This window comes from Streptomyces sp. NPDC004732, assembly GCF_040609235.1.
Classification (GTDB): Bacteria; Actinomycetota; Actinomycetes; order Streptomycetales; family Streptomycetaceae; genus Streptomyces.
On the sequence record NZ_JBEXJR010000013.1, the window covers coordinates 26,958 to 52,891 of the forward strand.

Below are 25,934 nucleotides of genomic sequence, written 5' to 3' on the forward strand. Positions count from 1 at the left end.
GACCGCTGCGCTCCCGCGCATCCGTACGTACGGACGAGATTACGCGGCTCATTCCGTACTGCTGAACGAACTCCTGCCGATTCGCGGCCCCGGCGGTGTCCGCGCGGGCAGTCATCGGGAGCCGCACCCTGAACCGCACCCGCCCCGGGGCGCCGACCGGTACGGTCACCGCACAGCAGGAGAATCCCGATGGGCGCGTCGAGCGTGAGATGCGGATACGGTGCTGACGTGATGATCGAGAGGGAGGGACCCGTGCCTGGAACCGTGCTGCTCATCGCGGCCGCCCCGGTGGGCAAGGGACGCCTGGTGGACGCGGCTTCCGTGCTTCCCGTCCTCGCGGCGGTGCCCACGGAGACGCTCGCAGGGACGCCGACCGCGAGCATCGTGGAACTGGCGGACCCGTTGGACCCGCAGACGGTGCTCACCCGGCTGAGGGCCGCGGCGATGGCCCCCGGGCCCCTGACGATCTACCTCATCGGGCAGGTCCACCTCGACCGGCGCCAGCGGCAGTTGCACGTCGCGCTCGCCCGGACCACCACGGCGACGGTGCGCTACACCGGGTTTCCGTGGCACTGGTTCACGCAGGAACTGCGGCTGCGTCCGGCGGGCAGCACCACGGTGATCGCCGACCTGCACACCGACCAGGAGAGCTGGCAGGCCCTCACCGCGCAGCCCCTCGACGCGGGCCCCGGCGTCGCGCTCTACGGCCGCATCGCCCCGCCCGCCCGGCGTCGCACGCCCGCGATCCCCGCGTACATGAAGGCCGTCGCGACGATCCTGCGCAGCGGATACCGCCCGCCGCCGCTCCAACTCCACGAGCAGGCCGTCGCCCAGGGCCTCGGCGACGACGCCCCGGACCTGCTGCCCGCCCGCGACCCCAGCGCACCGTCCCCCGCCGCACCCGGCCCGCACCAGCCGCAGCCCGACGACGCCCACATGGACCCGCACGCCGCGATCACCGCCGCCGTCGAGGCGGGGCGGCACGGCGAGGCGGCCTCCCTGGCGGCGTCCTGGGAGCAGAGCGCGCTGCGGATGCACGGGCCGAGCTCCAAGGAAGCCATCCACTGGATGGAAGTACGGGCGGACCTGGCGAGGTTCGCGGGCGACCCGGCACGCAGCTGCGAGACCTGGCTCGCGGTGGCCTCGGCCCGGATCTCGGGGGGCCAGGCGCCCGATTCCCCCGAGGTGGAGGCGGCGGCAGACCGGGCCCACCACCTCTGGGACCGGATACGGGACGCCGAGGCCGTCCGCGCGCTGGGTCCCGCCCTGGTCTCCCTGCGCCGCCAGGTGCCCGGCCGCCAACGCGGCACGCTGCTGCTCGCGCAGCGCCGCCTGGAGCAGTTCCACACCCAGGAGTTCCCGAGGGTTCCGGCGACCGGACCGCAGCCGACGGTGCGCACCCCCTGACGGCGCCCTGAGGGCAGCTCCCGCCGCCGGGTCCTGAGGACACCCCTGTCTCTTTTCGCTCCCGCCCCCACTCCCGCTGCCGTGCGGAAGTTGGCCTACTTCGAGCCAAAGTCGCCGAAGGCGGCGGAGATCGCCTCACATCTCCCCGCCCTGGTTCGTCAGTAGAGCGAGACAGCACCCGCCCTCACCACCGTTCCCCCGGCGGATCGGACCTCCGAGAGGCCACGCTGCGGTGGCCACACCCACCCCACCCGTCTCTCGCTGCCCATCCCTCGCCGCTCGCCTAGGGAGTAGACGCCATGAGCATCTCCGTGCTCCTCGTGGACACCGACGCCTTGCTGCGCACCTGCTGCGCCACGCTGCTCGCCGCGCAGCCGGACATAGAGGTGGTCGGGGAGGCCGGCGACGGAGCCCGGGCCGTGGAGCTCGCCGAGCGGCTCCGCCCGGACGTCGTCCTGATGAACCCACAACTGCCCGGCATGAGCGGCATCGAGGCGACCCGGCGCATCACGGCCCGCCCACAGCTTTCCGGCGTACGCGTCCTCGCGATGGCCGAACCTGCCGCGGACTCGCAGGTGTTCGACGCGCTCGCGGCGCACGCCTGCGGATTCCTCTTCCAGGACGCCGAGCCCGACGAACTGCTGCGCGCGATCCGCGTGGTCTCCGAGGGCCAGGCGCACCTGTCTCCCCGCATCGTGCAGCGAGTCATCGACGAATGCGTCCTGCGGGACCGGGCCCCGGGCATCCCGCTGGACGGCCTCACGCCGCGCGAGCGGGAAATGCTCGTGCTCATCGGCACCGGCCTCTCCAACCAGGAGATCGCCGAGAAGCTGTTCCTCTCCTGCACCACCGCCAAGACCCGGGCCTGCCGCATCCTGGCCAAACTGGGCGCCCGCAACCGGGTGGAGCTCGTCTCCATCGCCTACCAGTGGGGGCTCGTCCGACGCCGGTCGGTGCCCATGGGCTGACGGGCCCCGGCCCGGCCGAGGGCGCGGGGACACCGCCTGTGACTCCTGAGTCAACCGCACAGTAGAGTGCCGCGGACGCACGCCGAAGCACGCCGACGCACGTCCAACGACAGGAGCCCCAGCCCTCATGAAGCGGACCCGAACCGCCCTGGCCGCGCCCGCTCTCGCCCTGGCCTCCCTCATGGTCCTCAGCGCCTGCGGAGACTCCGACTCGGATTCCTCGTCCGCCGACTCCTCCGCAGGAAAGTCGGAGGAATCGGCGAAGTCCCCGGAGAAGACCGCGGACCCGGCCGCCGAACTGCGCCGTGCCGCCCTCACCGCGAACGACGTGAAGGGCTTCACGGTCAAGAAGCCCGAGAAGAAGTACGCGTTCGCCACGTCCCAGGACCAGGTCAAGCTCGACAAATCCGTCTGCGCTCCGCTCGCGTACGCGACGAACCAGCTCCCCCTCGGCACCCCGAAGGCCGACCTGATCCGCTTGGCCACGGGATCGAAGGGGCCCGGCGACTACACGTACGTCACGCTCGCCACGTACGCGAGCGGCGAGGCGAAGACCACGATGGCCGACCTCTCCAAGGCGATCCGCTCCTGTGGCACGGGCTTCGCGGCCGAGGCGAACGGCAACAAGGGTGGGTACTCCTCGATCACCGCAGAGACCGCCCCCAAGCCGAGTGGTGCCGACGAGTCGCTCGCCTTCCGGGTCACCATGAAGTACGAGGGCGTCACCCACACCATGCGCGCCCAGACGGCCCGCCACGGCGACACCATCGCGGTCTACTACGCGGTGGACGGCATGGCCTTCACCCAGGCACGCCCCGGCAACGCAAAAATCGGCAAGGGCATCGTGGACGCGCAGAGCGCGAAGCTGGCGTAGGCACGGCCATAGGCGGTGCGGAGGCGGGGCCCTAAGACTTGGTCTTCGGGGCCCCGTTCTTGCGTTCCGGCGCCTGATGCGGCAGCCGCTCCGTGATCCGGTCGAACAAGTCCGTCAGCGGCTCACCGATGTCCTTGCCGAACTCGGTCAGTCCGTAAGTGACTTGGGGCGGCGTCGTCGGCTCGACCTCCCGCCAGACCAGGCCGTCCTGGACCAGCGCGCGCAATGTCTGGGCGAGCATCTTCTCGCTGATGCCCTGAATGCTGTCGCGCAGCTCGTAGAACCGAAGGTCGTTGCTCCGCAGGGAGATCAGGACCCACACCCCCCACCTGCTGGTGACGTGGTCGACCACGCCGCGCGCGGGGCAGTCGGTGTGAAACACCTCATACGGACGGTCCGGCTCGGCCTGCGTAAGCTGCGCGCCTTCCTTCATGTCCGGAGCTTACCTCCGGGTATGTTCTTACGAAAAGTAAGCCCGGCTCCTAGCGTCATTTTCCGTAGTGCACAACGGACTAGGAGCAGAACATGATCGTGGTGACCGGGGCTACCGGAAACGTGGGCCGACCCCTGACGCAGGCCTTGGCCGACGCGGGCGAGCAGGTGACGGCGGTGTCGCGGCACGCGGCCGCCGTGCCGGACGGGGTGCGGCACGTGTCGGCCGACCTGGCCGATCCGGCGGGCCTCGCCCTCGCGTTGGACGGCGCGAAGGCGCTGTTCGTCCTGCTCTCCGGCGACCTGCACGCCCCGGACGCCAGGCCGACCGACATCATCGACCTGGCGGCGTCCTGCGGGGTGCGCCGGGTCGTACTGCTGTCCTCGCAGGGCGTGGTGACCAGGCCGCTCGGCCCGACGCGGGTCGCGATGCGCGGGGTGGAAGACGCGCTGAGGGAGTCCGGCCTCGACTGGGCGGTCCTGCGGCCGGGCGGCTTCGCCTCCAACGCCTTCGCCTGGGTGGAGTCCATCCGTACCCGGGGGGCGGCCGCCGCACCCTTCGGCGACGTCGGAGTGCCGGTCGTCGACCCGGCGGACATCGCCGAGGTCGCGGCGGCCTGCCTGCTGGATGCCCGGCACGACGGAGGGGTCTACGAGCTCACCGGGCCGGAGGTGATCACGCCGCGTCAGCAGGTGGCGGCCATCGCCGCCGCGCTCGGCTCGTCGGTGCGGTTCCACGAACTCACCCGCGACGAGGCCAAGGCCGGGATGATCCGGGCCGTGCCGCCGGAGCTCGCCGACGACACCCTGGACATCATCGCCGCCCCGAACCCTGCCGAACTGCGGATCAGCCCGGACGTGGAACGGGTCCTCGGCCGCGCCCCGATCCCCTTCAGCGGCTGGGTCGAGCGCAACATCGCCGCATTCCGCTGAGGTTGCAGGCCCGGCAGTATCGCCGCCGCGGCCGATGAACCCCCGCTCCCCGTGCGCCAGTTGCCCTGCAACGGGCACGGGGAGGGTCGGATGCCCGCCCTAGCGCCGCAGTTGCTCGGGGGCGAACAGGCGATCGGGCACCGGCAACGCGCCGGGGACCCGCTTCGCCGGGGCGCCGCTCACCGCTCCGTCCATGTACCTGACCAGCGCTTCGCCGATCGGGTCCGGCAGCGGCCTGCCCTCCTCGTCGAACCGCTCGTACTTCATCAGGTTGTAGCCGATCGCGGCCTGGCGGCGCCCGTCCTCCGTGGACAGCGCCCAGGTCCCCGCCCCGAACACGCCGCCGTCATGACCCCAGTACCAGCCGCCACCGGGCATCTTGAGGGTGAACAGGCCGAGCCCGTACCGCAGCGCGACCTCCTGCCCCGGCTCCGGCTCGTGCGCGGGCACCGTCGTCTTCATCTCCCGCAGCTCCGCCGCGCCGAGCAGCTTCCCGCCCAGGAGCCGACGGTAGAAGTCGTTGAGGTCGTCCATCGTGGAGACCATCGCACCGGCCGTCCCGGCCCAGGACATGTCGTAGACGCTGTAGTCGCGTGCCGGTTCGATGGCGCCGTAGAGCGACTCGTACATCTTGGTGTGCGGCCCCGGGATGCGGGCGGAGCGCGGGAAGTAGGTGTGGCGCAGTCCTGCCTTGCGGATGACGTTTTCCGTGATGTACGACTCCGGTTCCTGGCCCGTGACCTTCTTCAACAGCAGCCCGGCGATGATGTAGTTGGTGTTCGCGTACGCGTGTGTGCCGCGCGGCGCCGACGGCTCGGCCGCCAGACCCAGGCGGACCAGTTCCTCGGGCGGCAGCTTGCGGAACCGGCCGTCGTCCAGAGCCTTTTGAGGGTTGGTCAGCAGCCCGGGAAAAGCGGGAAGTATGTAGTCCGCTATGCCGCTGGTGTGATTGAGCAGCATCCGCACCGTCACCTTGCGGCCCCGCTCGCCCGGCACCAGCTCCGGAACGTAGTCGCCGACCGGGGCGTCCAGATCGATCCGGCCCTTGGCCACCTGCTGGAGGACGGCCACCGAGGTGAAGGTCTTGGTGATGCTGCCGATCCGGTGCTCGAAGTCGGGGCGCACCGGCCGCCCGGTGTCGACGTCGGCCACGCCCGACGCTCCCCGCCACCGCTGCGAGCCGTCCCTGACCGACGAATAGGCCCCGTACATCCCCGCCTCGTGGAAGGCATCGAGCGCGGCGCGCAGCGCCTTCGGGTCGAGGCGGGACGCGGGGGAGTCGGCGACGGTGACGAAGCCGGGAGCGGAGGCCGTCGGGGAGGCCGCGGCCCCGGCGGGTAAGGCACCGGCCGCGAGCGATATCAGGGCCGCCGATGCCACGGCGGCCAGGCGCGCTCTCCGGCGGGCGGTGTGGGCGTTCGGATGGGTGTTGCGCATGGGCGTACCCCGTCTCATCAGGTGTGCGTCGCAGGTGCCTCCATCCTCTGCGCGCCACACCGGCCGCCCCTCCACCCTCCGAACGACCTTGTGCACAGGAAGAGATGACGTTTGTCAGGTTCCGGGCCGCAACGACTGCCGACTGATCGCAGCCGGTACCATCCGCAGGTTCTGCACGTGGGGATACACGTGCGGAAACAGGCAGGGAGAGACATGGGAGAGAGGTAAGAAGCGCGGATGCTGTCGCTCAGGATCTGGTACCGGCTTCAGTTGCTGAAGGCCAGGGACTTCTTCGAGCCGGACATGGACATCATCTACGACTGGACCGTGGACGATGCCGTGAACGACCCGAGCACGGAGCAACTCCTGCGAGCGCACAGCGGCGTGACGAAGGTCGACCTCCGGGAGGAGCTGCTCGCCCCGCTCTTCAAGGACTTCACCATCAGCCGGTGCCCGGATGTCGAGCTGCAGACGTTCGAGGAGGCAGGGCAGGCCCTGGAGGAGATCGAGGAACGGCGTCGGGACGCGGAGAGCGAGGCGGCCTGGAACTGGCGGGTGGCCTGTTCGCTGCTGGCCCTCGGCGCGCTCGCCGTGCTTCTCTTCGGCAATCTGCTGTGGCTGGGCGCGTCGGTGGTGACCGTGGTGGCTCTGTTGTCCGTGCTGCACTGGTGCGGTGCGTCAGTCAGCGGCCACCTGTTGCACTCCCTGAAAGAGGCCGCGTTGGCCATCAGTTGGGCGGTGCAGCGCTTCGAGGTCGGGGTGCGAGCCATCCGCTGGGGCAGGGTGCTCATGAAGGAAGGCATTCTGCCTGCGGTCCCGCATGTCGTGCGCCGTCTGGTGGGCGACGAACCCGACTCCGTGTTCCTCCCGGACCGGTCGTCGGGGCTGCGTACACCTCGGTCTCCCGCACACGTCGTGGACAGCAGGGCGATGCTCCAGCTGGAGCGCAAGCTCGACCAGGTCGAGTACGGCACCATCGCGGTGTGCGGGCCACGGGGCTCCGGCAAGACGACCCTGCTCGAAGGGTGCGTCGAGGACGCCGAGCTGGGCCTGCTGGCCCAGGCCCCGGCCACCTACGCTCCCCATGACTTCCTGCTCTCCCTGTCCGTGCGGCTGTGCGAGACCTATCTGAGCAACGAGGGGTACGACGTCCCCGAGTTCACCCGCCTCTCGCCCACCCGGCGGCTGCTGCGCCGCGTCCGGTCGCGGATGCGGAGGCTGGGCCGCTGGAGCGTGTTCGCCCTCCCGGCAGCCGCCCTGGTGGTGCTCGGCCTGTCCGCTCCCGCCCGCTCCCTGTACACGGAGTACGCCGACTCCATCGGAGACACCGGTCGCGAACAGGGTGACGGGCTCCGCGACGCCGCCGTCGACATCTGGCAGGGGCACGCCGTGGTCGCGAGCCTGTGCGTCACCCTCGCGGGCCTCGTCTGGTGGCAGTCGAGGCACGCCGCCTGGCTGCCCCGGCTGATCAAGGAGGGCTGGCGGCGGACCGGCCGGTTCCTGGGCCACCTCCTGCAAAGCCTGGCCGCGCTCAGCATCGTCCTGGACGAACGGGTGCGGAACCTGGACCTGGACATCGGGCCACAGACGTTGGCCACGGCGGGCCTGCTGACTCTGGTGTGGAGGTGCTGCGTCGCCTGTCGTGACTCCGGCTTCGAGTTCGACCTGGGACGGTGGCACATCAGCCTGCGACGGCTGTTCCAGCCGCTGGCCGCGGCCGGTGCCCTCGGCCTCGTGCTGTACGTGGTCGACAGCCCCGAGATCCGCCCGCTGCTCGCCGACGAGGACAACCCCCTGCGCATGGCCGTCTTCATGGTGGGCCTGGCGCTGGTCGGCGTGGGGCGGTGGGAGCCGCGGCTGGAGGAACCGGAGCTGGTGACCCGATGCCGCAACCACCTCTACCGGCTGCAGACCATCCAGATGTCCGGAAACACCCTCAACGCCACCGGCCCGGCCCAGGTCCTGACACTCGGCGGCTCCCACTCCACATCCGTCACCACCGTCCCGCCCACCTACCCCGAACTCGTCGACAACTTCCGTGAGCTGCTGACCCAGATCGCCTGGGCGCTCCATCTGCGGAACACCGGGCGGGGAGGCGAGGTGAGCAGGACCGTGGTCATCGCCATCGACGAGGTCGACCGACTGGGCTCCGACACCGAGGCCCTGGCCTTCCTCAGCGAGATCAAGGCCGTCCTCGGCGTCCCGTACGTCTACTACCTCATCTCGGTGGCCGAGGACGTCGGTGCCACGTTCGTCCGCCGGGGCCTGCCCCACCGGGGCGTCACCGACAGTTCCCTGGACGACATCGTCCACGTCCAGCCGAGCACCCTCGAAGAATCGAGGACCATCCTCGCCGTACGCACCGACCGGCTCACCGAGCCCTACGTGCGGCTCGCCCACGCCCTGTCCGGCGGCATCCTGCGCGACCTCATGCGCTACGGCATCCAGATCAGCGAAATGCAGGAGAAGTCGCAGAGCCACGAACTCACCGACATCTCCCGCCACCTGGTCCTCGAGGAACTCTCCGAGACCCTCGCCGGGTTCAGGACCCTGTTGAGCAAACACCAGTGGACGCCGGAGACCCGTACGATCCTCAGCCGGTTCGGCACGCTCGTCACCTACCTGAGCGACCCCCGGCCCTGCCCCTGCACCCAGGCCAAACTGCAGACCACCCTCGAAGAGTTCGCCTTCGGCGGCGCCGACGACCACCTTCAGCCCGCCCTCGCCGGACAGCTGACACCCGAGGCCCTCCAGCTCATCGACGAGGCCTCCGCCTACGCGTACTTCTCCTTGACGCTGCTCGACATCTTCACCGTCCGGCACTTCTCCCAGCGGGCCACGGACGCCGCCGCACGAGGCGAAGGCGGCGAACCGGAGCGCCTCGCCCAGGCGCGCCAGGAACTCGGCATATCGGCCTACAGCGCGCGACCGCTCATCGACAGCATCCGCGTGGCCTGGTCACTGCCCCTGGCCACCGCCGACAGCCGCCGCATCCCCCGGCAGAGCCCCTGCACGATGCACGCCCGACAGCTACCGCACCTGCCGGGGGCCCCGACGCGGTGACGAGGAGCGTGTACGTCGACGACCCCTGCCACTCCCCGGACCGGACTCCCCTCAGCCGAACCGCAGGATGCGCGGCGCGAACGTGCTCTCGGGCCCGGCGGCCCGGCCGACCGCCCACACCGTCTCCGTGCCCGGCACCGGCGCCAGTTGCAGGAACGAGGAGTCACCCTCCCCGGCCACCGCCGGTTCGTCGTACCCGGTGAACGACTGACCGTCCCAGGCGAGGAAATCCGGCCCGGGGACGAGCGGAGGATAGGTGCCCGGCGGGCCCCACTTCTGCGAGCGGGCCACCCCGACCCAGCCCAGCTTGCCGGACGCGGCGGGTGCCAGCGAGGTGATCGCGCCGAAGTCGGTGGGCACGGCCACCCGGCTCCACGTCTCCCCGTCCCACCGCATCAGGAGCGGCGGAATCGGCTTGCCCGGCGGGCCGCCCACGAACCCGGCCGTGCCACCCGCCCACACCTCCGTCGGCGAGGTCGCGAGCACCGAGCCCACACCCGCCCGCGGGAACCCGTCCACGATCGTCTGCTGCCACGTCTGACCGTTCCAGTGCGACACGGCCGCACCCGAGGCGCCCGACCCCGCGGCCCAGACGTCGTCGGCCGCCAGGACGTGCAGGCCCCACACGGCACCCGGTGGCACCGGCAGATCCCGCCAGCCCCCGCCGTCCCGCCGCAGCAACACCTGCGCCCCGTCCCGCGAACCGATCAGCCACGTCTCGCCGCCGCCCGCGACGGCTTTGGTCAGCACGACACCGCGCGGCGCCCGGCTCTCGTGCCAGGCGGTGCCGTCGAAGCGGAGCAGGCGCGCGCCGCCCGCCGAGTCGCGCCCGACCGCCCAGGCCGCCTTCGCCGAGGTCGCGGCGATGGAGAGCAGTTCCCCCTGCCAGCCGACCCCGGGCAGGCTCTGGCGCTGCCACGCGGTGCCGTTCCAGCGCAGCACCAGCGGGAACCCCGGCGCCTCGCGCCCCACCGCGTCGGCACCCACCGCCCACGCCCGGTCGGGCCCGAACGCCACGGCCTCGCTCAGCGCGGCCTGCGGGCGCACCTGCGCAGGGACCGGAACGTGCACCCAGGACCGGGGTTCCGCCGCGGCCGATGACATGACAGCCACGACGGTCATGGCGAGGGCGAGGGCCGCGACGAGAAGGCGGCGCGGCACAGGAAGTCGGAGTCGGCGTGTCATGGTCGGTCTCCCCACCGCTCGCTCATCAGGTTCGGTTTGGAGCCGTAGATCTCGACGGTCCCGAAGGACAGCAGTCCGGCCCCGGTGCTCGCCAGCGCACGTGGTTTCACGTCGATGGCGTTCGTGCGCTCCGGGCCGTAGGAGAAGGTGACGCGACGGCCGTCCACCCGTGCGTACTTCGACTGGAACGCGCGGTCGCTGCGCACCGGCAGCCACAGCGCGCGGTCCGGGCCGCGCACCATCGCGGCGGTGTGGGTGTCGCCCAGCGGCGGGTACGTGGTGCGCCAGGCGTGCCCGTTCCACGCCATCAGGTAGGTGCGGCCCACGCCGTCGGTGTACTGGCTGCCGCCGATGGTCATCCGGCCGTGCGGTTCGAGGAGGATCGTGTGCACGTTGCTGTTCGAAGGCAGCGGCACCTTCGCGTCCCGCCACGCGGTGCCGTCCCAGTGCAGAACGGTGGTGCCGTTGGTGGTGTCCGCCCAGGCCCAGGCGTCGTCGGCGGTACGTGCGGTGATCCCCATCAGGAAGAGCACGCCGTCCGGGGTGGGCTGCGTGGTCCAGGTGGCGCCGTCGTAGCGCAGCACCTTCAGCCCGGTGCTGTCCTCACCGACGACCCATGCGGCACCCGGTACCGCGGTGAAGTCCTGGTACGTCCACAGGGTCTGGGGGAGCGGGACGGTGCTCCACCCACCTGCCGACCGGCGCAGGATTTCCCCCGCCCCGTCGCGGGTCCGGAAGATCCACGTCTCCTTGCCGACGAACTGCACCCTGCCGAGCCTGCCCGGCGCATCGGTACCGGGGAACGTCGTGTCCCGGCTCCACGCCTTGCCGTCCCATCGGTGCAGCAACGGCCTTGGCCCGTCGGCGGCCTGTTCGGTCCCGGTGGCCCAGGCCTCGCCCGGTCCGCGCGCGGCGAGGTCGGACACGTTCGCGGGCGGGGCGGCCGCAGGCACCGGCAGCGCCGACCAACTCGCCTCCACGGCCGCGTCGGACCGCACGGCCGCAGTCGCCGGGACAGCCACGGCCGGTGGGACGACCGCAGTCGGTGCCACGACCGCGGCACACGCGATCACGGCACCGATGACGACCGTACGGAGACCTTTCACGGAACCCCCCAGGGCGCGAAGGTCGCACAGCATATTGGCATGAACACGCCCGTGGGTAGACGGCATTCGGCCGTCAGGGTCCTCGTCAGGACCTCCCGTGTTCGCCTGCCGCCGTCGTCAGCTCCGCCACGCCGACACTCCGCCAACGAGTGAATGGCGCAGGACCCGGGGCATTCCCGAATGTACTGGCCTTTTCCGGCAACTCACGTTCCGTACTGGAGTGACATGCGTACCCGTAATCTCCCCCTCGCCCTGAGCCTCGCCGCCGCCGCACTGGCGGGCGGCGCCGGTAGCGCGGCCGCCATCGGCGACGACGCCGGCACCACCTCGCTCAGCGGCAACGGCGCCGAGCAGGCGTTCGGCAACAGCGCCACCCAGGGGGACCTCAGCCCGCAGGCGCGCCTGGTCGACGGCTCGGTGAACAAGCTCTGCGCCGGAGTCCCCGTGAAGGCGAACGTGGGCGCCCTCGTCGGCATCCTCGTGCCGGTCGCCGTCCAGGACATCCCGGTCCTCTCGGCGCCGCAGAACCAGCAGTGCGCCGAGAACTCGACGCAGGCCAAGGGCGACGAGCCGCTGTCGCACATCCTGGAGGACATCCCGGCGCTTTCGGGCAACGGCGTGCACAACCACTGATCCCGGAGCGCTCCTCGGGCCGGGCACCCCGCCCGGCCCGAGGTGTGTGCGGGGCGTCGCATCGGAGCCGGGAAAAGCACCCCCCGCCGCCCGTGACCCGTGACCTCCCAAGCAGTGGCGCGTTCCCCAGTGGACCATCGCAAGGCAAGGAGCGGTACCGAAGTGGAAGCCACTGATCGCGTCACGGTTCTCTTGAAAAAGAACTTCGGGGTCCGTCTCGACGACGTGTCCCCCGACGCCCCCCTGTACCAGCTGTCCATCGACTCCCTCGCACTGGAGGAACTCCTCCTGCAGATCGAGGACGAGTGCGCCATCGACCTGGCCGACATGACGCTGACGTCGCGCGACACGGTCGCCGCCCTGATGTCCGTCGTACGCCAGAAGGCAGCGGCGGCATGACGGCTGCGACTCGGGAACCCGCCGCGGTCGTCGTGACGGGGCTCGGCCTGGTGACCGCCGCGGGCGTCGGCGTGAAGGACACCTGGAGCCGGGTCACCAGTGCCACCGCCCCCCGCGGAGTGCGACGGCCGGACTCGTTGCAGGATCTGCCCTGCGACTTCATGTACACCATCGACGACCTCGACATCGACGCCGTCCTCGGTGTGGCCAGCCACCGGCTCATGGACCGCTTCGCCCAACTTGCCGTCGTCGCCGCCCGGGAGGCCGTGGCGGACGCGGGACTCGCCCCCGACGTCTGGGACAGCACGCGGGTCGCGGTGGTCGTCGGCTCGGCCCACGGCGGCCTCACTTTCTACGACGAGCAGCAGGCCGTACTGACCGAGCGCGGCGCACGCAGGGTGTCCCCGCGCATGGCACCGCTCAGCGTCGTCAACGGAGCCGCGGGCAGCGTCGCCAGGGACCTCGGCACCCGCGGACCCAGCCTCGCGGTGGCCACCGCCTGCTCCTCCGGCACGGACGCGATCGGCACCGCCCTCCACCTGCTGCGCGCCGGGGCCTGCGACATCGCCGTCACCGGCGGCGCGGAGTCCATGTGCTCCCGGTCGGTCTTCGCCGGCACGTGCAACGCAAAAGCGCTCTCCACCCGGACCACGGACCCCGCCGCGGCCTGCCGCCCGTTCGACGTCGACAGGGACGGGTTCGTCGTGGGGGAGGGGGCCGGGGTGCTGGTGCTCGAACGTGCGGAACACGCGCGGGCCCGCGGCGCCAAGTCCCGTGCCGCCGTGCGCGGGTACGGGGCGGCCACCTCCAGCGAGGCCTCCTCGCCCGTCGCCACGAGCGAAGCGGGCATCGAGCTGGCGCTGCGCGCCGCGCTCACCGACGCCGGTGTCTCCCCGCGCGACGTCGGACACGTCAACGCACACGGCACGTCCACCGTCATGAACGACTTGGTGGAAGCCGCCGTACTGCACCGAGTGCTGGGCGAAGGGCCGTTGGTGACCTCCACCAAGTCCATGACCGGGCACACGCTGGGCGCCGCCGGTGGCATCGAGGCGGCCTTCACCGTCCTCGCCCTGGAGGAGCAGTTGGTGCCCGCCACGGTGAACCTTCGGACGCAGGACCCGGGCGTACCCGTCGAGGTGGTGGCCGGGACCGCCAGAACGGCCCGCCTCGACTGTGCGGTGAGCACGTCGCTCGGCTTCGGCGGGCACAACGCCGTACTCGTCCTCGCTCGCGACTGAACCGGGAAGAAGCATGATCCAGGAACACATCCGCACGGTGGCCGTGCACGGAGTGTCGTACACCTACCGGGTACTTCAGCACCCGGACCCGACCGCGGCGCCGGTCCTCGTGCTGGGCGGGGTGCTCGAGGGCATGTACGACTGGGCCTACCTGGAAGGGGTCGTCCTGCCGAGGGCGAGCCTGGTCACCGTGGACCTGCCCGGGCTGGAACCCGCCGCGTTCCAAGGCGTCGGCCAGGACGGCCTCGACACCCTCTGCACCGGGCTCGAGGGCATCATCGAGGACCTCGGCGCCGACCGCATCAGTCTCTACGGCTACTCCCTGGGCGCGGCCGTCACGCTGCAGTACGCGCAGCGCCGCCCCGAGCGCGTCGAGCGCCTGCTCATCGGGGGCGTCCCCGGGGACGTCACGGAAGAGCTCGTCACCCAGCTGCGGAGCGCCGTCGACCGGGCGAGGAGCGGCGACGCGGACGGCTTCGCCGATCTGATGGCCGACGGCCTGTTGTGCCTCGACGAGAGCCACCACGTCCACCGCAGGGAGCTGACCCGCGGCTACCTGCGGCGCTTCATGCGCAATGCGGCCCGCGTGCCGCGCAAGGTGGACCTGCTTGCCACCGCCCTGACCAGTCGCAGCCGCCCCCTGAAGGGCGGCCTGTCGGGCGTGCCCACGCTGGTCTTCAGCGGTGAGCACGACCACCTCCACCCCCGCGAGCGACTGCAGGCCTTCGCCGCGACGATCGAGGGCAGCCGGTTCGTGACGTTTCCCGACTGCGACCACATGCTGCCGCTGCAGCGCCCCGAGGCGGTCACCTCCCTCGTCGGCTCCTTCCTGGTGGACGAGGCCGCCGCCGGCGTCCGGTAGCGGCCGCGGAACGTCTCCCGCCGGTGCTGTTCCTAGAATGGCCAGGTGGAGGACATTGACGCGATCGCGGTACTGCAGGATCCGGTGCGGCGTCGTCTGTACGAGTACGTGGCCGGGCAAGCCCGTGAGGTCGGCCGCAACGAGGCCGCCGAGGCGGCCGGAGTGACCCGCACGCTCGCGGCGCACCACCTGGACAAGCTGGTCGCCGCCGGGCTGCTGGAGAGCGGCAGCCGCCGCCTGACGGGCCGTTCGGGGCCGGGGGCGGGCCGCCCCGCCAAGGTGTACACGCGCTCACGGACCGAGCGGTCGGTGTCGCTGCCCGCCCGCGACTACCGCACCGCCGCCGAACTGCTCGCCGAGGCTGCCGAGGAGGCCGGTCTGGATGCCGGGCTCTGTGCGGCCGCGCGCCGCCGTGGTGAGGCCCTGCGCGGTGCGACGGCACCCTGCGACGACCTCGACGAGGCGGCGGAGATGCTGGCCGCGCGCGGCTACGAACCGCACATCGAAGGCGCCGAGGAGACCGGCGGGTCGGCGGACCGCGTCGTCCGCATGCGCAACTGCCCCTTCCACGCCGTCGCCGAGCGTTTCCCGCCGCTCGTCTGCGGTATGAACCTCGCGCTGCTCGAGGGGCTGCTCGGAGCGGACGGGCCGGTCCGCGCCCGGATGGACGCCAGACCGGGGGAGTGCTGCGTCGTTCTGGAGTCTTCTAAAAATAATGATGATTGACATAGAAAAGCGGCCCGTGCTGGGATGAGGCCATGACCTCACCCGTGCCCGTCGCGCATCTCGCCGAGCTCAACCTCGCCAAGCTCAGCCACCCGTTGACCGACCCGCGCATCGCACCGTTCGTCGAACTGCTCAACCCGGTCAACGCCGCCGCCGACGGCGCGCCCGGCTTCGTGTGGCGGCTCGTGGAGGAAGGGGAGCCCGATGCCACCGCGCTGCGCCCCGCGGGCGAGGACGTCATCATCACCATGTCGGTCTGGGAAACCCCCGAGGCCCTTTGGGAGTTCACCTACCGCAGCGGACACCTGGAAGTGATGCGGCGGCGGCGCGAGTGGTTCGAGCGCCACGTCGAGGCGCACTTGGTGCTGTGGTGGGTTCCCGCCGGGCACATCCCGACGGTGGACGAGGCACTGGAGCGGCTGGCGGACCTGCGGGCGAACGGACCCTCCCCGCGCGCGTTCACCTTCGCCTCCTCCTACACCGCGGCCGAGGCCGCCGAACACCTCCAGGCCGTCCCGACCCTCTAGTGCCCGCCTCTCCGGGTGACGCAAGACATGTCCATACCGGACGTAATGTCAAGGTGTGCGAAAAACCCGGCAGTTGCGGGGGAGCGGCTGCCATGCTCGACCGATGGTCATGGGGACGAGTACGGGGACGAGCGCGCCGGTCCCGGTGAGCCGCGCCCTGCCGGAAGCGGCGGCGCGCGCGGGGACCGTGGCGGAGCTGGGCAGCGTGCTCTCGCAGCAGCTCGGCCGGGTCCTGCCGCACGACGGATACCTGCTCTCCGGGTTCGACCCCGTCACGGGCGCGCGGTGCTTCCTGGCCTGTGAGAACAGCTACAGCAGCGCGGCGCGCCGCCGGATGGACCGGGCGAACGCCCTCGGCAGGACCCGCAGACCCGTCGCCGACCTCCTGTACGGCCCCTGCCCGGCCGTCGTGCTCGGCGCGGGCGCGCAGGACCCGGGCCCCGAGACGCTGCGCCTCCACGACCTCATGGCCGCCGACGACTACGGCAGCGAGCTGTGCATCGCCCTGTCCCGACGAGGCGTCGCCCGGGGCGCGTTGGTGCTGCTGCGCGAGCGGGGCTCCAGGCCGTTCTCCCCTGCGGAGACCGTCCGCGCCGCCGAGCTGGCGCAGCCGCTCGCCGCGGCCGTGACGCGGTACGTGGCGGACAAGCCGATGCGCCCCCGACAGCTCCACCTGCCACCGGCCATCGTCGTCATCGGCAAGAACGACGAGATCGCCGGGGCGACGTCGGCAGGACGCGACGCGCTGCGCGGGATCCTGCCCGGCGTCTACCCCGCCGCCGATCAGGAGCTGTTCAGCTTCATCTGGCACATCACCTACACCGTCCGCCGCACCGGAACGCCTGCGATCACCCGCGCCCCCACCCCGCTGGGATGGTTCTCGCTGCAGGCACACCCGCTCGACGGCGCGATGACAGGCGACGTCGTGGTCACGCTGCAGCCCGCCCCGGCCGCCGAACTGCTGCCCGCGCTCACCCACTGGTACGGCATCACCGCCAGGGAGCGGATGGTCGTCGAGGGAGCGCTGCAGGGGCAGGCCAACAAACAGATCGCCCGCCGACTCGACCTGTCACCGCACACGGTGAACGACCACTTCAAGGCGGTCTACCGCAAGACCGGCGTGACCAGCAGGGAGGAGCTCGTCGCCTGCCTGTGAAGTCGACGGGAGCGGTAGCTTGTCCGCCATGTACGAACCGATTGCCGTCACTTGGCCGCCCACACCCATAAAAACGCAGCGGCTGGTGCTCCGGGAGTCCGAGGGCCGCGACCGCGCCGCATTCATCGAGCTGTTCACCTCACCGGAGGTGCACACTTACCTGGGCGGCCCCCAACCACGTGAAGAGTGCGAGCGCACCGTGCCCGAGACGCCCGGGAGGCGCCCCGGCCTCTTCGTGATCGAGCTCGACGGCTCGATGATCGGCACCATCGAGCTCAAGCGACGCGACGCGGAGCACCGGAGCAGGATCCGTCCGGACGCCGGGGAAGCCGAACTCGGCTATCTGTTCCTGCCGGAGGCATGGGGACACGGGTACGCCGCGGAGGCGTGCGCGGCGGCACTCGGCTGGTTCGCCGACGAGCTTCCCGGCGAGCCGCTCGTCCTCTGCACCCAGACCGCCAACGCCCGCTCGATGCGCCTCGCGGCGAAGCTGGGGTTCACCGAGGTGCGACGGTACGAGGCGTGGGGCGCCGCACAGTGGATGGGCAAGTGGTCTCCGGCCGCGCCGTCCGCCAGTCGACGGCGGTCGCCTCACGTCGACGGCCCCTCCGACTCCGCGTAGATCACCAGCGTCTGCTCCGGGTGCCCGGCCACGTGGAAGGCGGTGTAGGCGTACGTGGTCACGCCGCGCCCCGGCGGCCTCAGCCGTTTGTGCCCGCCCCTGCGCTGCTCGACGTCGAACCGTGGCCACCACGACCGCACTTCGGGGCTGCCGTCGTGGAGATCCGCCACGAGCCGCGCATACCGGGGATCACCGGGATGGGCACCGGCCAGTGTGCGGACCCGGGCGAGCAGGCCCTGTGCCTCGGGTTCCCAGTCGACCAGGACCTCCTTGGCCATGGGTTCCAGGAAGACCCAGCGCACGAAGTTGGGCGGCCGGTCCGCGGCGGTGCTCAGGTGCGGGAACAGGTCCTCGGCGGCCTGGTTGTGGCTGAGCACGTCGTAGGTGCCGTCGATGACGTACGCAGGGTGCGGCTGGAGGAGCAGCGGGACGGCCGCGATCTCGGCCGTGAGGGATTCCGGCTCCGGTGTCCCGGCCTTGGGGGCGCGCCCGGCGAGTCGGAGCAGGTGGTCGTGTTCGTGCGGGGCGAGGCGCAGGGTGTCGGCAAGCGCATCGAGGACCTGGTCGGAGACCCGGATGTCCCGGCCCTGTTCGAGGTACGTGTACCAAGTGGCGCTCATCCCGGCGAGCAGGGCCAGCTCCTCCCGCCGCAGGCCCGGCGTGCGGCGCCGCCGCGTCGACGGCAGGCCCACCTCACGGGGCGTGATCCGCTCCCTGCGGCTGCGCAGGAACGCACCCAGCTCGGCGCGCCGGTCCTGCGTCCCTGCCATGACTACCACCTTTGATTCCAGAATAAGTCGGCTCTGGATACCAGATTAAGCCCACTCCAGACTGTCGGTGAAAGGGATACAGGAACAGCACGACGGAGGAGCACAGCGCATGACAGGCATCAGCGGCAAGGTCGTGGCCATCACCGGAGCGAGCAGCGGCATCGGCGAGGCCACCGCACTGCTGCTCGCGGAACGGGGCGCGCGGCTCGTCCTCGGCGCGCGCCGCACCGAACGGCTCGAGGCACTGGCCGAAAGAATCGTGCGGGCGGGAGGCGAAGCCGTCCACCTGCGCACGGATGTGACGCGCAGCGATGATCTGCGTGCCCTGGTCGCACTCGCGGAGGAGCGCTTCGGCCGCCTCGACGTGCTGGTGAGCAATGCGGGAGTGGGCACCATCTCGCCCCTTGACGACCTGCGCACCGACGAGTGGGACCACATGGTCGACGTCAACATCAAGGGCCTGCTGCACGGCATCGGCGCGGCACTCCCGGTCTTCCGCGCCCAGGGCAGCGGCCAGTTCGTCGTGACCGCGTCCACCGCGGGGTACCGCATCGTCCCGGCGATGGCCGTGTACGCGGGGACGAAGGTCGCGATACGGACCATCTGCGAGGGGCTGCGGCAGGAGGCCGGACCCACGCTGCGGGTGACCACCGTCTCGCCGGGGGTGACGGCCACCGACTTCGCCGACGCGTCGACCAACGACAGGGTCCGTGCGGACATCTCGCGGATGCGCGACGAGTTCGCCATCCCGCCCGTCTCGATCGCGCGGGCCATCGCGTTCGCCGTCGAGCAGCCCGCCGACGTGGACGTCAACGAGATCGTCGTCCGCCCGACCGCGCAGAGCTGACCGCGCCCGCCGTCCGCGGGTCAGGGCAGCGGCGGCGACGAGCCCGGCGCGACCAGCCCGCTCTGGTAGGCCGCGGCGACCGCCTGGGCCCTGTCCCGCATACCGAGCTTCAGGAGGATCCGCCCGATGTGGGTCTTGACCGTCGCCTCCCCGATGAAGAGGTGAGCGGCGATCTCGGAGTTGGAGAGCCCGTGCGCGACCAGGACCAGAACCTCGCGCTCCCGGCAGGTCAGCGCTGCCAGCTCCGCGGGAGCAGGCCTGATCCTCTCCGGCCGGGCAGCGAACTCGGCCAGCATGTCGGCGATCACCGCGGGATCCAGCCAGCCGTCCCCGTCGGCGAGCGCCTGGACCGCGCTCACCAGCTCACCGGGGGCCGCGTCCTTGAGCAGGAAGCCGGAGGCCCCGGCACGCAACGCCTGGTAGACGGCCTCACTGACGTTGTACGTCGTCAGCACGAGCACCCGCGTCTCGCCGGGGAAGGCGTCGGCGGTGATCTGCCGGGTCGCCTCGACTCCGTCCGTGCCGGGCATCCGTACGTCCATGACGACGACGGTGGGACGCAGCCCGGCGGCGAGGGCCACGGCCTCGGCGCCGTCGGCCGCCTCGCCCACCACCTCGATGCCGTCCTCGCCGGTGAGCAGCATGGCGAGCGCGGACCGCACCATCGCCTGATCGTCCGCGATCAGTACCCGGATCATGACGCGACCTCCTGCCGGTCATGCTCCTCCGTCGGCAGGGTGGCGGCGACATGGAAGCCGCCGTCCCCGTTCGGACCGGCGTCGAACGTGCCGCCGCACACGGCCACCCGTTCGCGCAGCCCCAGCAGTCCGTGCCCGGTGGACAGTTCGGAGCGGGCGGCCGCCGGAGTGCCCCGCCCGTCGTCGTGGACCGCGATCTCCAGGCGGCCGCCCGCCCCGTGCCAGTCGAGCCGTACGACCGTGGCTGCTCCCGGGCCCGCGTGCTTGGCCGCGTTGGTCAGGGCCTCCTGCACGACCCGGTACGCGGTCAGGTCGACGCTCCTGGTGAGCGCGGCGGGGGCGCCCGTCACCCGCACCTCGGCGTGCAGGCCTGCCTGGCGCACCCCGTTCAGGAGCGGGCCGAGGTCGGCGAGCCCGAAGCTCGGCCCCTGGGCGGCGAGCCGTTCACCGTCGGTGCGCAGCACGAGCAGCATGTGGCGGAGCTCGGCGACCGCGGTCTTGCCGCTCGACTCGATCTGGTCGAGCGCCTTCTCGACCCGGTCCGGGTCCGTCCGCAGCACATGGCGGGCGCCCCCGGCCTGCAACACCATGACGGTCACCGCATTGGCGACGATGTCGTGCAACTCCCGTGCGGTACGCGCCCGCTCGGTCAGGACGGCCTCCTCGGCGCGGGCCACCGCGAGCCGGTCCCGGGCGGCCGCCGCCCGCCCCGCGTGCACCCACCGGCCGACGGCCCACACCTCCAGGTTGAGCAGCCCGTAGAAGCAGGCCACCCCGAGCAGGGAGGTGAGCCGCTCCGCGTCGGGCACGTCGGCGAGCGCCGCCCGCACCGACAGCGCCACCGGCACCGCCACGGAGGCCAGCGCGAGCACGGCGGGCCGGGCGCCCTGGAGGGCGGCGACGGTATAGAGCGCAGCGAGCAGGGCCAGGGTCGGGCTGTAGTCGAACGCCCCGGCGGCGGTGAGGAGTTCACCGCAGAGCGCGTGCGCCCACACATAGCCGAACACCGCGCGAGGTGCGCGCCGCCGCATCGCGAGCGCCGCATAGCCGAGGACCGCGTACCCGACCGTGACCAGTCGGCCGCCCGGCCCGACGTGGGGGAGCGCGAAGTCGGAGAAGAGGAACAGGTCGGGCAGCAGCAGGGCGGCTGCCAGCACCGAGTCCTGGACGGCGGGGGCCGCCCGGTACAGCCTGCCGAGGACGGCTCCGGGGCCGGTCATCACGGTCCGGTCGGTGGGTGTGGCTCGTCGGGGCGCGGCGGGTGGGGCAGACAGGTGCGGATGACCCGGCAGGGACCGGCCGCGAGCGCGTCGGACCGGTCCTCGCTCATGCCGGTCAGGCCTGCCTTCCTGGGCCGGGCAGGCTCCGGGGAGTCGTAGCCGAGCTCGCGCATCGCCGCCCACAGATCGCCGTCCTCGGCGAGCAGCGCCTCGGCCAGCCGTTGCTGTGTGGCGGGCTCGGCGCGCACCGTATAGCGCGAGCGCCCGGTCAGTCGCACGACGCTGGCCAGCACGTCCGACGACGACTCGCCCTCGCCGTTCTCCAGGTGTTCCACGTCGGCCACGCCGATCCGCTCCACCGGCCCGCTTCCCTCGGGCACCGGCGCGATCACGGCGAACAGCGCCCCCGGCGGCTCGACGAGGAGGGGCGGCGGATCGGGGACGAGGAGCACGTCCCGGTCCACGAGGAGCGCCCGCGCGCCGATCGGTTCGAGGGTGACGTCCGCGGCCGTGACCAGCGCGGTCGACTCATCCATGGGGTCGTTCGAGTCGCTCATGGGTCCATGAAACTTGCTCGTCTCGGCGCAGAAACGTACACCCTGGGTCGTACACCAGTAATCCACTCCAGAGTGGACGCGACGGTAGCCCTGATGCGCGCATTCTCGTGGGTGTCGGAAACCCGTCCGACGAGGAGAAGGACCCGGGAGACAGAGATGGGATACCAGGTCAAGTTCTACCAACTGCGGTGCATCGAGACCGAGGACGGCAGCGAGGACGAGACGTGGGTGGACTTCCGCGGCGGGCGCGTCTGGGGCCGCGGAGACATCAACAAGGGCGACGTCATCAACGTCAACAACGGGCCGTTCACGCTGTCCAACAGCGCGGCCGATGTCGTCTCCGTGTGGGAGGAGGACACCCTCGACCCGAACGACCACCTGGGTGACTTCCACATCAGCCCCGCCGTCTCGGGCCGCGGTGAGCAGGTCGCCGAGTTCCGCGGCGACGGTGCCCACTACACGCTCACCTACGAGGTGCGGCCGGACAATTGGTAGTCCCGCCCACCGCACGAAAAGCGCGCCGCCGAAAGGGAAGATCGGCGGCGCGCCTGCTCGTGCCGCAGGAGCCTGGGCGAGCTCGCTACGGCGCGGGGTGCCTGGTCAGTCGTTGACGCAGGTGTTGCCGAAGGCCGGGTTGAGCAGGCCGATGACGTCCACGGTGTTGCCACAGGCGTTGACCGGGATGTGGATCGGCACCTGGACGGCGTTGCCCGAGATGACACCCGGCGAGTTCTGGGCCGCGCCCTGGGCGCCGGAGTCGGCCGTGGCCAGGCCCGCCGCACCCATCACCAGGGCGCCGGTGCCCAGGACCACGCTCAGCGTCTTCTTCGTTGCGGACATGGTGGTTCTCCTTGCAGTTGAATGAAGCCGAAGGCGCCCGGTCAGGTCACCACACGCCGTGCGAGACCGGAGCAGCACCACTCTGGGCGCCCGCCGTGATCAACGCCTGCCCCGGCGGCCGGACACGCGTTCTCGCCCGTTTGCCGCAACGGCGGGCGCATACGAAAGCGGCTCCCGCTGACAGCGGGAGCCGCTTTTGGGCGTCAGATGCGCGTCAGATGCGCGTCGGGCCGGGCGTGCCGGGTGCGGTGGGTGGGGTTACTCACCTCCGGTGTCCCGGCACTCGACGTGGCCCCACCCGTGTGCGTTCTTCGCGATCTTCTCTCCGGCCTCGTACGGCTTCTGGCAGTGACAGCGGCCGGGGTACTTGGCCTTGATGACGGCGCTCGAGCCCGCCTTCTTCGTGCGGCCGGTGGCCTTCTTGGGCGCGCGGTTCGCGGGGGCGGCGGTCATGCGCTCCGCCCGCGGCTCCGGGATCTCCGTCGCGCCGTGGGCCGTGCCCGCGGGCTGCTGGCTCGTCGCGGCGTCGCTGGCCGCGACGTCCGCGATCGCGTTGAGGTGGTCGCCGTCGACCTGGTGCGCCGCCACGTGCCGGAACGTCACCTGGCGGCCCTGCAGCAGTGCGTCGATGCGCACGACCAGTTCCTTGTTGGCGACCGGCTTCTTCGCCGCGGTCTGCCACCCGTTGCGCTTCCAGGAGGCGATCCACTTGGTGACCGCGTTCATCGCGTACTGACTGTCCATCCGTACCTCGATCGGCACGGCAGGGTCGGTGGATTCAAGGAGCTCGGCCAGTGCGGTCAGCTCGGCCACGTTGTTCGTGGAGTGGCCGAGCGGACCGGCCTCCCAGCGCTGCGGGTGACCATCCGAGTCGGCGACCACCCAGGCCCAGGCCGCGGGCCCGGGGTTCTTCTTCGCCGCACCGTCGCAGGCGGCAATGATCAAGTCAGACATCCCCCGATGGTTTCATCCTGCGCCCGCCACCGAGACACGCAGGTCCCTCCACAGGGGAACTTCCTCACATGAGTCGCTTCAGAGCATGATGAGCAGGCGCGTATTCGGCTTCAGTTTCCTGTTCACCGAACGGCTCTGCACATATACCTCCAGCTTGGGATTGTTCCCCGCCTTCACGGATACGGTTCCGTGAATCCCCGTACCGAAGAGGAGGCTGCGCGCCGCGTCCCCCGTATAAGCCCGGTCGGTGTCCTTCTCGACCACGATGACTTCCTTGTTCTGCTGAACCTGCGCCCGGGCACCCAGCTGGTAGTAACAAGCACCCCTTTCGTATGCGACGCCCGGGTGTGAATTGACGAAGGGGCGGATCTCGACTTCCTTGTCGACCTTCAGGAGGCGGTATTTGTCGGCCGGAACCGGTTCGAGGTTCGCCCGCACCTCGTCCACGGATATGTCCTGACCGACGGCGAACAGGTTCTTCGTGCCGCGGACCCCCTGCTCCCGCCCCCGGAGGAAGCTGGTGGCGGCGGCGCGCACGGTGCCGATCGCGTCCTCGACGCCCTTCTGGGAGTCCGCGTCCCAGATGGCGATGTTCCCCGCCGGGAAGCCGTAGTTCTGAGCGGTGCGCTTGGCCAGCGAGTTCGGCACGAGGATCGCGGACGTCCAGTGGTCGGGAAGGCCGCCCATCTTCGCCGCGATCCGGTCGAGCCAGGGACCCAGGACGGTCATGTCGCCGTCGTGGCGCCGATCTCCCCCTGACGCGTTCTCCTCGCCGTCCGTCACCACGATCTGGAGGAAGCTGTGCTCGCCGTACTCCTCCCAGATGTGGCCCAGGTCGTCCAGGGACTTCAGCGAAGCCTCAATGAGCGCCGTCGCACCATTCTTCACCCTGTACAGCCCCTGCATGGACGGGAGGTGCTTCACATCCATGTCCCAGACCAGGTTCTCCACCCTGTGGTCGAAGGAATAGAGGCTGATCCGGGTCTCGTGGCCGAGGCTGTCCGACTCCGCCTTCAAGCCCGCCACGAATTCGTCCACCACACGAATGAGTTGGCTCTGGTGCGGCTGCATCGAGCCCGAACAGTCCACTACCAGCGCGACGTGATTGACCTTGTGCTGAATCCTGTTTGCGGACACGTTTGTGCTCCCCCTCCGACGTTCCCCGAGTGATGTATTCACTCTATGGGGAGGCACTGACAACGGCCTTTGACGCTCAATCACCCCGCCTCGTGCCGTCGTCCATGCTGTGCCGAGTGCACGCCCACAGCACGAGCCCGAGGCAGCTGAACGCCGCACCCAGCGCGCACACGGCACCCCAACCGCCCACCGTGTAGAGGGAGGTCGCGGCGATGGCACCGGTGGCACTGCCGATCGAGTAGAAGACCATGTAGCCGCCGATCAGCCGACTGCCCGCGTCCGGGTGCAGCGCGTAGATCAGGGTCTGGTTGGTGACATGGACCGCCTGGACGGCGAGGTCGAGCAGGATCACCCCGACGACCAGCGCCCCGAGAGAGCTGCGGGTGAAGGCCAGGGGCAGCCACGAGACGGTGAGCAGCGCCAGGGCGATGCCGGTGGTCCGGCGCGAGAGCCCGCGGTCGTTGAGGCGTCCCGCCACGGTCGCGGCCAGCGCACCCGCGGCACCGATCAGCCCGAACGCGCCGATCGCGCTGTGGGACAGGAAGTACGGAGCCTCGCTGAGCGGCAGCGCGACGCTGCTCCACAACGTGCTGAAGGCGGCGAAGACCAGCAGACCGAACAGGGCCCGGAGCCGCAGCAGCCGCTCCCGTGCGAACAGGGTGACCGTGGAGCGCAGGAGCTCTCCGTAGCGAAGAGCGGTCTGTGGAGTGGCGCTGTGGCGCGGCAGTACCCGGTGCAGGACCAGGGCGAGCAGGGCGGTGAGCGACGCGGAGGCCAGGTAGACGGAGCGCCAGCCCGCGAGGTCCGCCATCAGGCCGGACGCGGTGCGGGCGAGCAGGATCCCGACGACCACGCCGCTGGTGACCAGGCCGACGACCCGTCCGCGCCCGGCGGCAGGCGCCAGTGACGCAGCGAAGGCCACGAGCGTCTGCGTGACGACCGCGAGGAGTCCGGTGGCGGCCATGCCCGCGAGCAGCATCCCCGTCGTCCGGGCGGTGGCCACCACGGCCAGCGCGCCCACGAGGAGCAGCAACTGCGCCACGATGAGCCGTCTGCGGTCTGCCATGTCGCCCAGTGGCACGAGGAAGAAGAGCCCGAGGCCGTATCCGACGTGCGTGAGCGTGACCACGCTGCCGATCAGCGCGGGGCTCATGGCGAGGTCGTGGCCGATGGTCACCAGGAGCGGCTGGGAGAAGTAGACGTTGGCCACGGCTGCGCCGCAGGCGATGGCGAACAGGGTGATGACGGCGCGGGAGAGGGGGGATGGGGGGAGTCCGCTCCCGGTCCGTCGGGTCACAGCCTTGCTGTCGCAGCTCATCAGCACGCCTCCGCCTGTCCGT

General features: G+C 71.1%; 27 protein-coding genes. 15 read left to right on the forward strand and 12 right to left on the reverse strand.

Annotated elements, in window-relative coordinates; translation table 11 throughout:
• Window positions 1–252: 252 nt before the first annotated feature.
• The 3 genes from ABZV77_RS33595 (at window position 253) to ABZV77_RS33605 (ending at window position 3,249) form a co-directional block, all read left to right on the forward strand.
• A complete protein-coding gene (locus ABZV77_RS33595) occupies window positions 253–1,407 on the forward strand; it encodes a hypothetical protein (protein WP_356265271.1) in 1,155 nt (384 codons plus the stop codon).
• Between the two features lie 299 nt (window positions 1,408–1,706).
• On the forward strand, window positions 1,707–2,375 hold the full coding sequence (locus tag ABZV77_RS33600; RefSeq protein ID WP_356265273.1) for a response regulator transcription factor: 669 nt from the start codon (window positions 1,707–1,709) through the stop codon (window positions 2,373–2,375).
• Window positions 2,376–2,502: 127 nt separating this feature from the next.
• The gene (locus ABZV77_RS33605; protein WP_356265276.1) at window positions 2,503–3,249 is read left to right on the forward strand and encodes a hypothetical protein; all 747 of its coding nucleotides are present in this window, start codon (window positions 2,503–2,505) and stop codon (window positions 3,247–3,249) included.
• 31 nt (window positions 3,250–3,280) lie between these two features.
• On the opposite strand, the gene ABZV77_RS33610 is transcribed toward ABZV77_RS33605, so the two are convergent.
• A complete protein-coding gene (locus ABZV77_RS33610; protein WP_356265279.1) occupies window positions 3,281–3,682 on the reverse strand; it encodes a helix-turn-helix domain-containing protein in 402 nt (133 codons plus the stop codon).
• Window positions 3,683–3,774: 92 nt separating this feature from the next.
• On the opposite strand from ABZV77_RS33610, the gene ABZV77_RS33615 reads away from it, so the two are divergent.
• Window positions 3,775–4,614: an NAD(P)H-binding protein gene (locus ABZV77_RS33615; RefSeq protein ID WP_356265281.1), complete on the forward strand. Its 840-nt coding sequence runs from the start codon at window positions 3,775–3,777 to the stop codon at window positions 4,612–4,614.
• Between the two features lie 99 nt (window positions 4,615–4,713).
• Here ABZV77_RS33615 and ABZV77_RS33620 read toward each other — a convergent pair whose 3' ends face one another.
• The gene (locus tag ABZV77_RS33620) at window positions 4,714–6,051 is read right to left on the reverse strand and encodes a serine hydrolase domain-containing protein (protein WP_356265284.1); all 1,338 of its coding nucleotides are present in this window, start codon (window positions 6,049–6,051) and stop codon (window positions 4,714–4,716) included.
• Between the two features lie 237 nt (window positions 6,052–6,288).
• Between ABZV77_RS33620 and ABZV77_RS33625 the strand changes: the two genes are divergently transcribed.
• Window positions 6,289–9,114, forward strand: a complete 2,826-nt coding sequence (locus tag ABZV77_RS33625; protein ID WP_356265286.1) for a hypothetical protein — start codon at window positions 6,289–6,291, stop codon at window positions 9,112–9,114.
• Window positions 9,115–9,165: 51 nt separating this feature from the next.
• On the opposite strand, the gene ABZV77_RS33630 is transcribed toward ABZV77_RS33625, so the two are convergent.
• Together ABZV77_RS33630 and ABZV77_RS33635 are read right to left on the reverse strand one after the other, a co-directional pair.
• Entirely contained in the window at window positions 9,166–10,275 is a 1,110-nt protein-coding gene (locus ABZV77_RS33630; RefSeq protein WP_356265537.1) for a hypothetical protein, read from the reverse strand.
• 20 nt (window positions 10,276–10,295) lie between these two features.
• Window positions 10,296–11,405, reverse strand: a complete 1,110-nt coding sequence (locus ABZV77_RS33635; RefSeq protein WP_356265289.1) for a hypothetical protein — start codon at window positions 11,403–11,405, stop codon at window positions 10,296–10,298.
• Between the two features lie 225 nt (window positions 11,406–11,630).
• On the opposite strand from ABZV77_RS33635, the gene ABZV77_RS33640 reads away from it, so the two are divergent.
• The 8 genes from ABZV77_RS33640 (at window position 11,631) to ABZV77_RS33675 (ending at window position 17,571) form a co-directional block, all read left to right on the forward strand.
• Window positions 11,631–12,038 (forward strand): rodlin, encoded by a 408-nt coding sequence (locus tag ABZV77_RS33640; RefSeq protein WP_356265292.1) that lies wholly within the window; start codon window positions 11,631–11,633, stop codon window positions 12,036–12,038.
• 162 nt (window positions 12,039–12,200) lie between these two features.
• Window positions 12,201–12,437 (forward strand): acyl carrier protein, encoded by a 237-nt coding sequence (locus ABZV77_RS33645; RefSeq protein WP_356265295.1) that lies wholly within the window; start codon window positions 12,201–12,203, stop codon window positions 12,435–12,437.
• Window positions 12,434–13,678 carry a beta-ketoacyl-[acyl-carrier-protein] synthase family protein gene (locus tag ABZV77_RS33650; protein WP_356265298.1) on the forward strand — a complete coding sequence of 415 codons (1,245 nt, stop codon included), beginning with the start codon at window positions 12,434–12,436 and terminating at the stop codon, window positions 13,676–13,678. Before ABZV77_RS33645 ends, ABZV77_RS33650 begins: the two co-directional genes overlap by 4 nt.
• Before the next feature lie 13 nt (window positions 13,679–13,691).
• Window positions 13,692–14,540, forward strand: a complete 849-nt coding sequence (locus ABZV77_RS33655) for an alpha/beta hydrolase (protein ID WP_356265299.1) — start codon at window positions 13,692–13,694, stop codon at window positions 14,538–14,540.
• 45 nt (window positions 14,541–14,585) lie between these two features.
• A complete protein-coding gene (locus ABZV77_RS33660; protein ID WP_356265302.1) occupies window positions 14,586–15,266 on the forward strand; it encodes a helix-turn-helix domain-containing protein in 681 nt (226 codons plus the stop codon).
• A gap of 32 nt (window positions 15,267–15,298) precedes the next feature.
• The gene (locus ABZV77_RS33665) at window positions 15,299–15,793 is read left to right on the forward strand and encodes a DUF3291 domain-containing protein (RefSeq protein WP_356265305.1); all 495 of its coding nucleotides are present in this window, start codon (window positions 15,299–15,301) and stop codon (window positions 15,791–15,793) included.
• A 103-nt stretch (window positions 15,794–15,896) separates the two neighbouring features.
• Window positions 15,897–16,949 (forward strand): helix-turn-helix transcriptional regulator, encoded by a 1,053-nt coding sequence (locus ABZV77_RS33670; RefSeq protein ID WP_356265307.1) that lies wholly within the window; start codon window positions 15,897–15,899, stop codon window positions 16,947–16,949.
• 28 nt (window positions 16,950–16,977) lie between these two features.
• The gene (locus ABZV77_RS33675; protein ID WP_356265310.1) at window positions 16,978–17,571 is read left to right on the forward strand and encodes a GNAT family N-acetyltransferase; all 594 of its coding nucleotides are present in this window, start codon (window positions 16,978–16,980) and stop codon (window positions 17,569–17,571) included.
• Here the strand turns inward: ABZV77_RS33675 and ABZV77_RS33680 are convergent.
• A complete protein-coding gene (locus ABZV77_RS33680) occupies window positions 17,541–18,341 on the reverse strand; it encodes a helix-turn-helix transcriptional regulator (RefSeq protein WP_356265313.1) in 801 nt (266 codons plus the stop codon). The two genes, ABZV77_RS33675 and ABZV77_RS33680, sit on opposite strands and share 31 nt — an antisense overlap.
• Window positions 18,342–18,450: 109 nt before the next feature.
• Here ABZV77_RS33680 and ABZV77_RS33685 point away from each other — a divergent pair, with 109 nt between their 5' ends.
• A complete protein-coding gene (locus ABZV77_RS33685) occupies window positions 18,451–19,188 on the forward strand; it encodes an SDR family oxidoreductase (RefSeq protein ID WP_356265316.1) in 738 nt (245 codons plus the stop codon).
• Window positions 19,189–19,208: 20 nt separating this feature from the next.
• Here ABZV77_RS33685 and ABZV77_RS33690 read toward each other — a convergent pair whose 3' ends face one another.
• From ABZV77_RS33690 to ABZV77_RS33700, 3 genes are read right to left on the reverse strand one after another with little or no spacing between them, the layout of a single operon-like run.
• The gene (locus ABZV77_RS33690) at window positions 19,209–19,886 is read right to left on the reverse strand and encodes a response regulator transcription factor (protein WP_356265318.1); all 678 of its coding nucleotides are present in this window, start codon (window positions 19,884–19,886) and stop codon (window positions 19,209–19,211) included.
• Window positions 19,883–21,106 (reverse strand): histidine kinase, encoded by a 1,224-nt coding sequence (locus ABZV77_RS33695; protein ID WP_356265321.1) that lies wholly within the window; start codon window positions 21,104–21,106, stop codon window positions 19,883–19,885. Before ABZV77_RS33695 ends, ABZV77_RS33690 begins: the two co-directional genes overlap by 4 nt.
• Window positions 21,106–21,663 carry a hypothetical protein gene (locus ABZV77_RS33700; RefSeq protein ID WP_356265324.1) on the reverse strand — a complete coding sequence of 186 codons (558 nt, stop codon included), beginning with the start codon at window positions 21,661–21,663 and terminating at the stop codon, window positions 21,106–21,108. Before ABZV77_RS33700 ends, ABZV77_RS33695 begins: the two co-directional genes overlap by 1 nt.
• Window positions 21,664–21,819: 156 nt before the next feature.
• Between ABZV77_RS33700 and ABZV77_RS33705 the strand changes: the two genes are divergently transcribed.
• Entirely contained in the window at window positions 21,820–22,158 is a 339-nt protein-coding gene (locus ABZV77_RS33705) for a hypothetical protein (RefSeq protein WP_356265327.1), read from the forward strand.
• 105 nt (window positions 22,159–22,263) lie between these two features.
• Here ABZV77_RS33705 and ABZV77_RS33710 read toward each other — a convergent pair whose 3' ends face one another.
• From ABZV77_RS33710 to ABZV77_RS33725, 4 genes are all read right to left on the reverse strand, one after another.
• Entirely contained in the window at window positions 22,264–22,503 is a 240-nt protein-coding gene (locus tag ABZV77_RS33710; RefSeq protein WP_356265330.1) for a chaplin, read from the reverse strand.
• Window positions 22,504–22,761: 258 nt separating this feature from the next.
• Window positions 22,762–23,457, reverse strand: coding sequence for a ribonuclease H (locus ABZV77_RS33715; RefSeq protein WP_356265333.1), 696 nt, complete (start codon window positions 23,455–23,457; stop codon window positions 22,762–22,764).
• 78 nt (window positions 23,458–23,535) lie between these two features.
• A complete protein-coding gene (locus ABZV77_RS33720) occupies window positions 23,536–24,594 on the reverse strand; it encodes a vWA domain-containing protein (RefSeq protein ID WP_356265336.1) in 1,059 nt (352 codons plus the stop codon).
• Between the two features lie 76 nt (window positions 24,595–24,670).
• Complete coding sequence (locus tag ABZV77_RS33725) at window positions 24,671–25,912, reverse strand: MFS transporter (protein ID WP_356265339.1); 1,242 nt, start codon at window positions 25,910–25,912, stop codon at window positions 24,671–24,673.
• Window positions 25,913–25,934 lie beyond the last annotated feature (22 nt).

Coding starts and splice junctions, on each gene's coding strand:
- ABZV77_RS33600 (WP_356265273.1), top strand. CDS start 1,707: ATGAGCATCTCCGTGCTCCTCGTGGACACCGACGCCTTGCTGCGCACC.
- ABZV77_RS33605 (WP_356265276.1), top strand. CDS start 2,503: ATGAAGCGGACCCGAACCGCCCTGGCCGCGCCCGCTCTCGCCCTGGCC.
- ABZV77_RS33610 (WP_356265279.1), bottom strand. CDS start 3,682: ATGAAGGAAGGCGCGCAGCTTACGCAGGCCGAGCCGGACCGTCCGTAT.
- ABZV77_RS33615 (WP_356265281.1), top strand. CDS start 3,775: ATGATCGTGGTGACCGGGGCTACCGGAAACGTGGGCCGACCCCTGACG.
- ABZV77_RS33620 (WP_356265284.1), bottom strand. CDS start 6,051: ATGCGCAACACCCATCCGAACGCCCACACCGCCCGCCGGAGAGCGCGC.
- ABZV77_RS33625 (WP_356265286.1), top strand. CDS start 6,289: ATGCTGTCGCTCAGGATCTGGTACCGGCTTCAGTTGCTGAAGGCCAGG.
- ABZV77_RS33640 (WP_356265292.1), top strand. CDS start 11,631: ATGCGTACCCGTAATCTCCCCCTCGCCCTGAGCCTCGCCGCCGCCGCA.
- ABZV77_RS33650 (WP_356265298.1), top strand. CDS start 12,434: ATGACGGCTGCGACTCGGGAACCCGCCGCGGTCGTCGTGACGGGGCTC.
- ABZV77_RS33655 (WP_356265299.1), top strand. CDS start 13,692: ATGATCCAGGAACACATCCGCACGGTGGCCGTGCACGGAGTGTCGTAC.
- ABZV77_RS33665 (WP_356265305.1), top strand. CDS start 15,299: ATGACCTCACCCGTGCCCGTCGCGCATCTCGCCGAGCTCAACCTCGCC.
- ABZV77_RS33670 (WP_356265307.1), top strand. CDS start 15,897: ATGGTCATGGGGACGAGTACGGGGACGAGCGCGCCGGTCCCGGTGAGC.
- ABZV77_RS33675 (WP_356265310.1), top strand. CDS start 16,978: ATGTACGAACCGATTGCCGTCACTTGGCCGCCCACACCCATAAAAACG.
- ABZV77_RS33680 (WP_356265313.1), bottom strand. CDS start 18,341: ATGGCAGGGACGCAGGACCGGCGCGCCGAGCTGGGTGCGTTCCTGCGC.
- ABZV77_RS33685 (WP_356265316.1), top strand. CDS start 18,451: ATGACAGGCATCAGCGGCAAGGTCGTGGCCATCACCGGAGCGAGCAGC.
- ABZV77_RS33690 (WP_356265318.1), bottom strand. CDS start 19,886: ATGATCCGGGTACTGATCGCGGACGATCAGGCGATGGTGCGGTCCGCG.
- ABZV77_RS33695 (WP_356265321.1), bottom strand. CDS start 21,106: ATGACCGGCCCCGGAGCCGTCCTCGGCAGGCTGTACCGGGCGGCCCCC.
- ABZV77_RS33700 (WP_356265324.1), bottom strand. CDS start 21,663: ATGAGCGACTCGAACGACCCCATGGATGAGTCGACCGCGCTGGTCACG.
- ABZV77_RS33705 (WP_356265327.1), top strand. CDS start 21,820: ATGGGATACCAGGTCAAGTTCTACCAACTGCGGTGCATCGAGACCGAG.
- ABZV77_RS33710 (WP_356265330.1), bottom strand. CDS start 22,503: ATGTCCGCAACGAAGAAGACGCTGAGCGTGGTCCTGGGCACCGGCGCC.
- ABZV77_RS33715 (WP_356265333.1), bottom strand. CDS start 23,457: ATGTCTGACTTGATCATTGCCGCCTGCGACGGTGCGGCGAAGAAGAAC.
- ABZV77_RS33725 (WP_356265339.1), bottom strand. CDS start 25,912: ATGAGCTGCGACAGCAAGGCTGTGACCCGACGGACCGGGAGCGGACTC.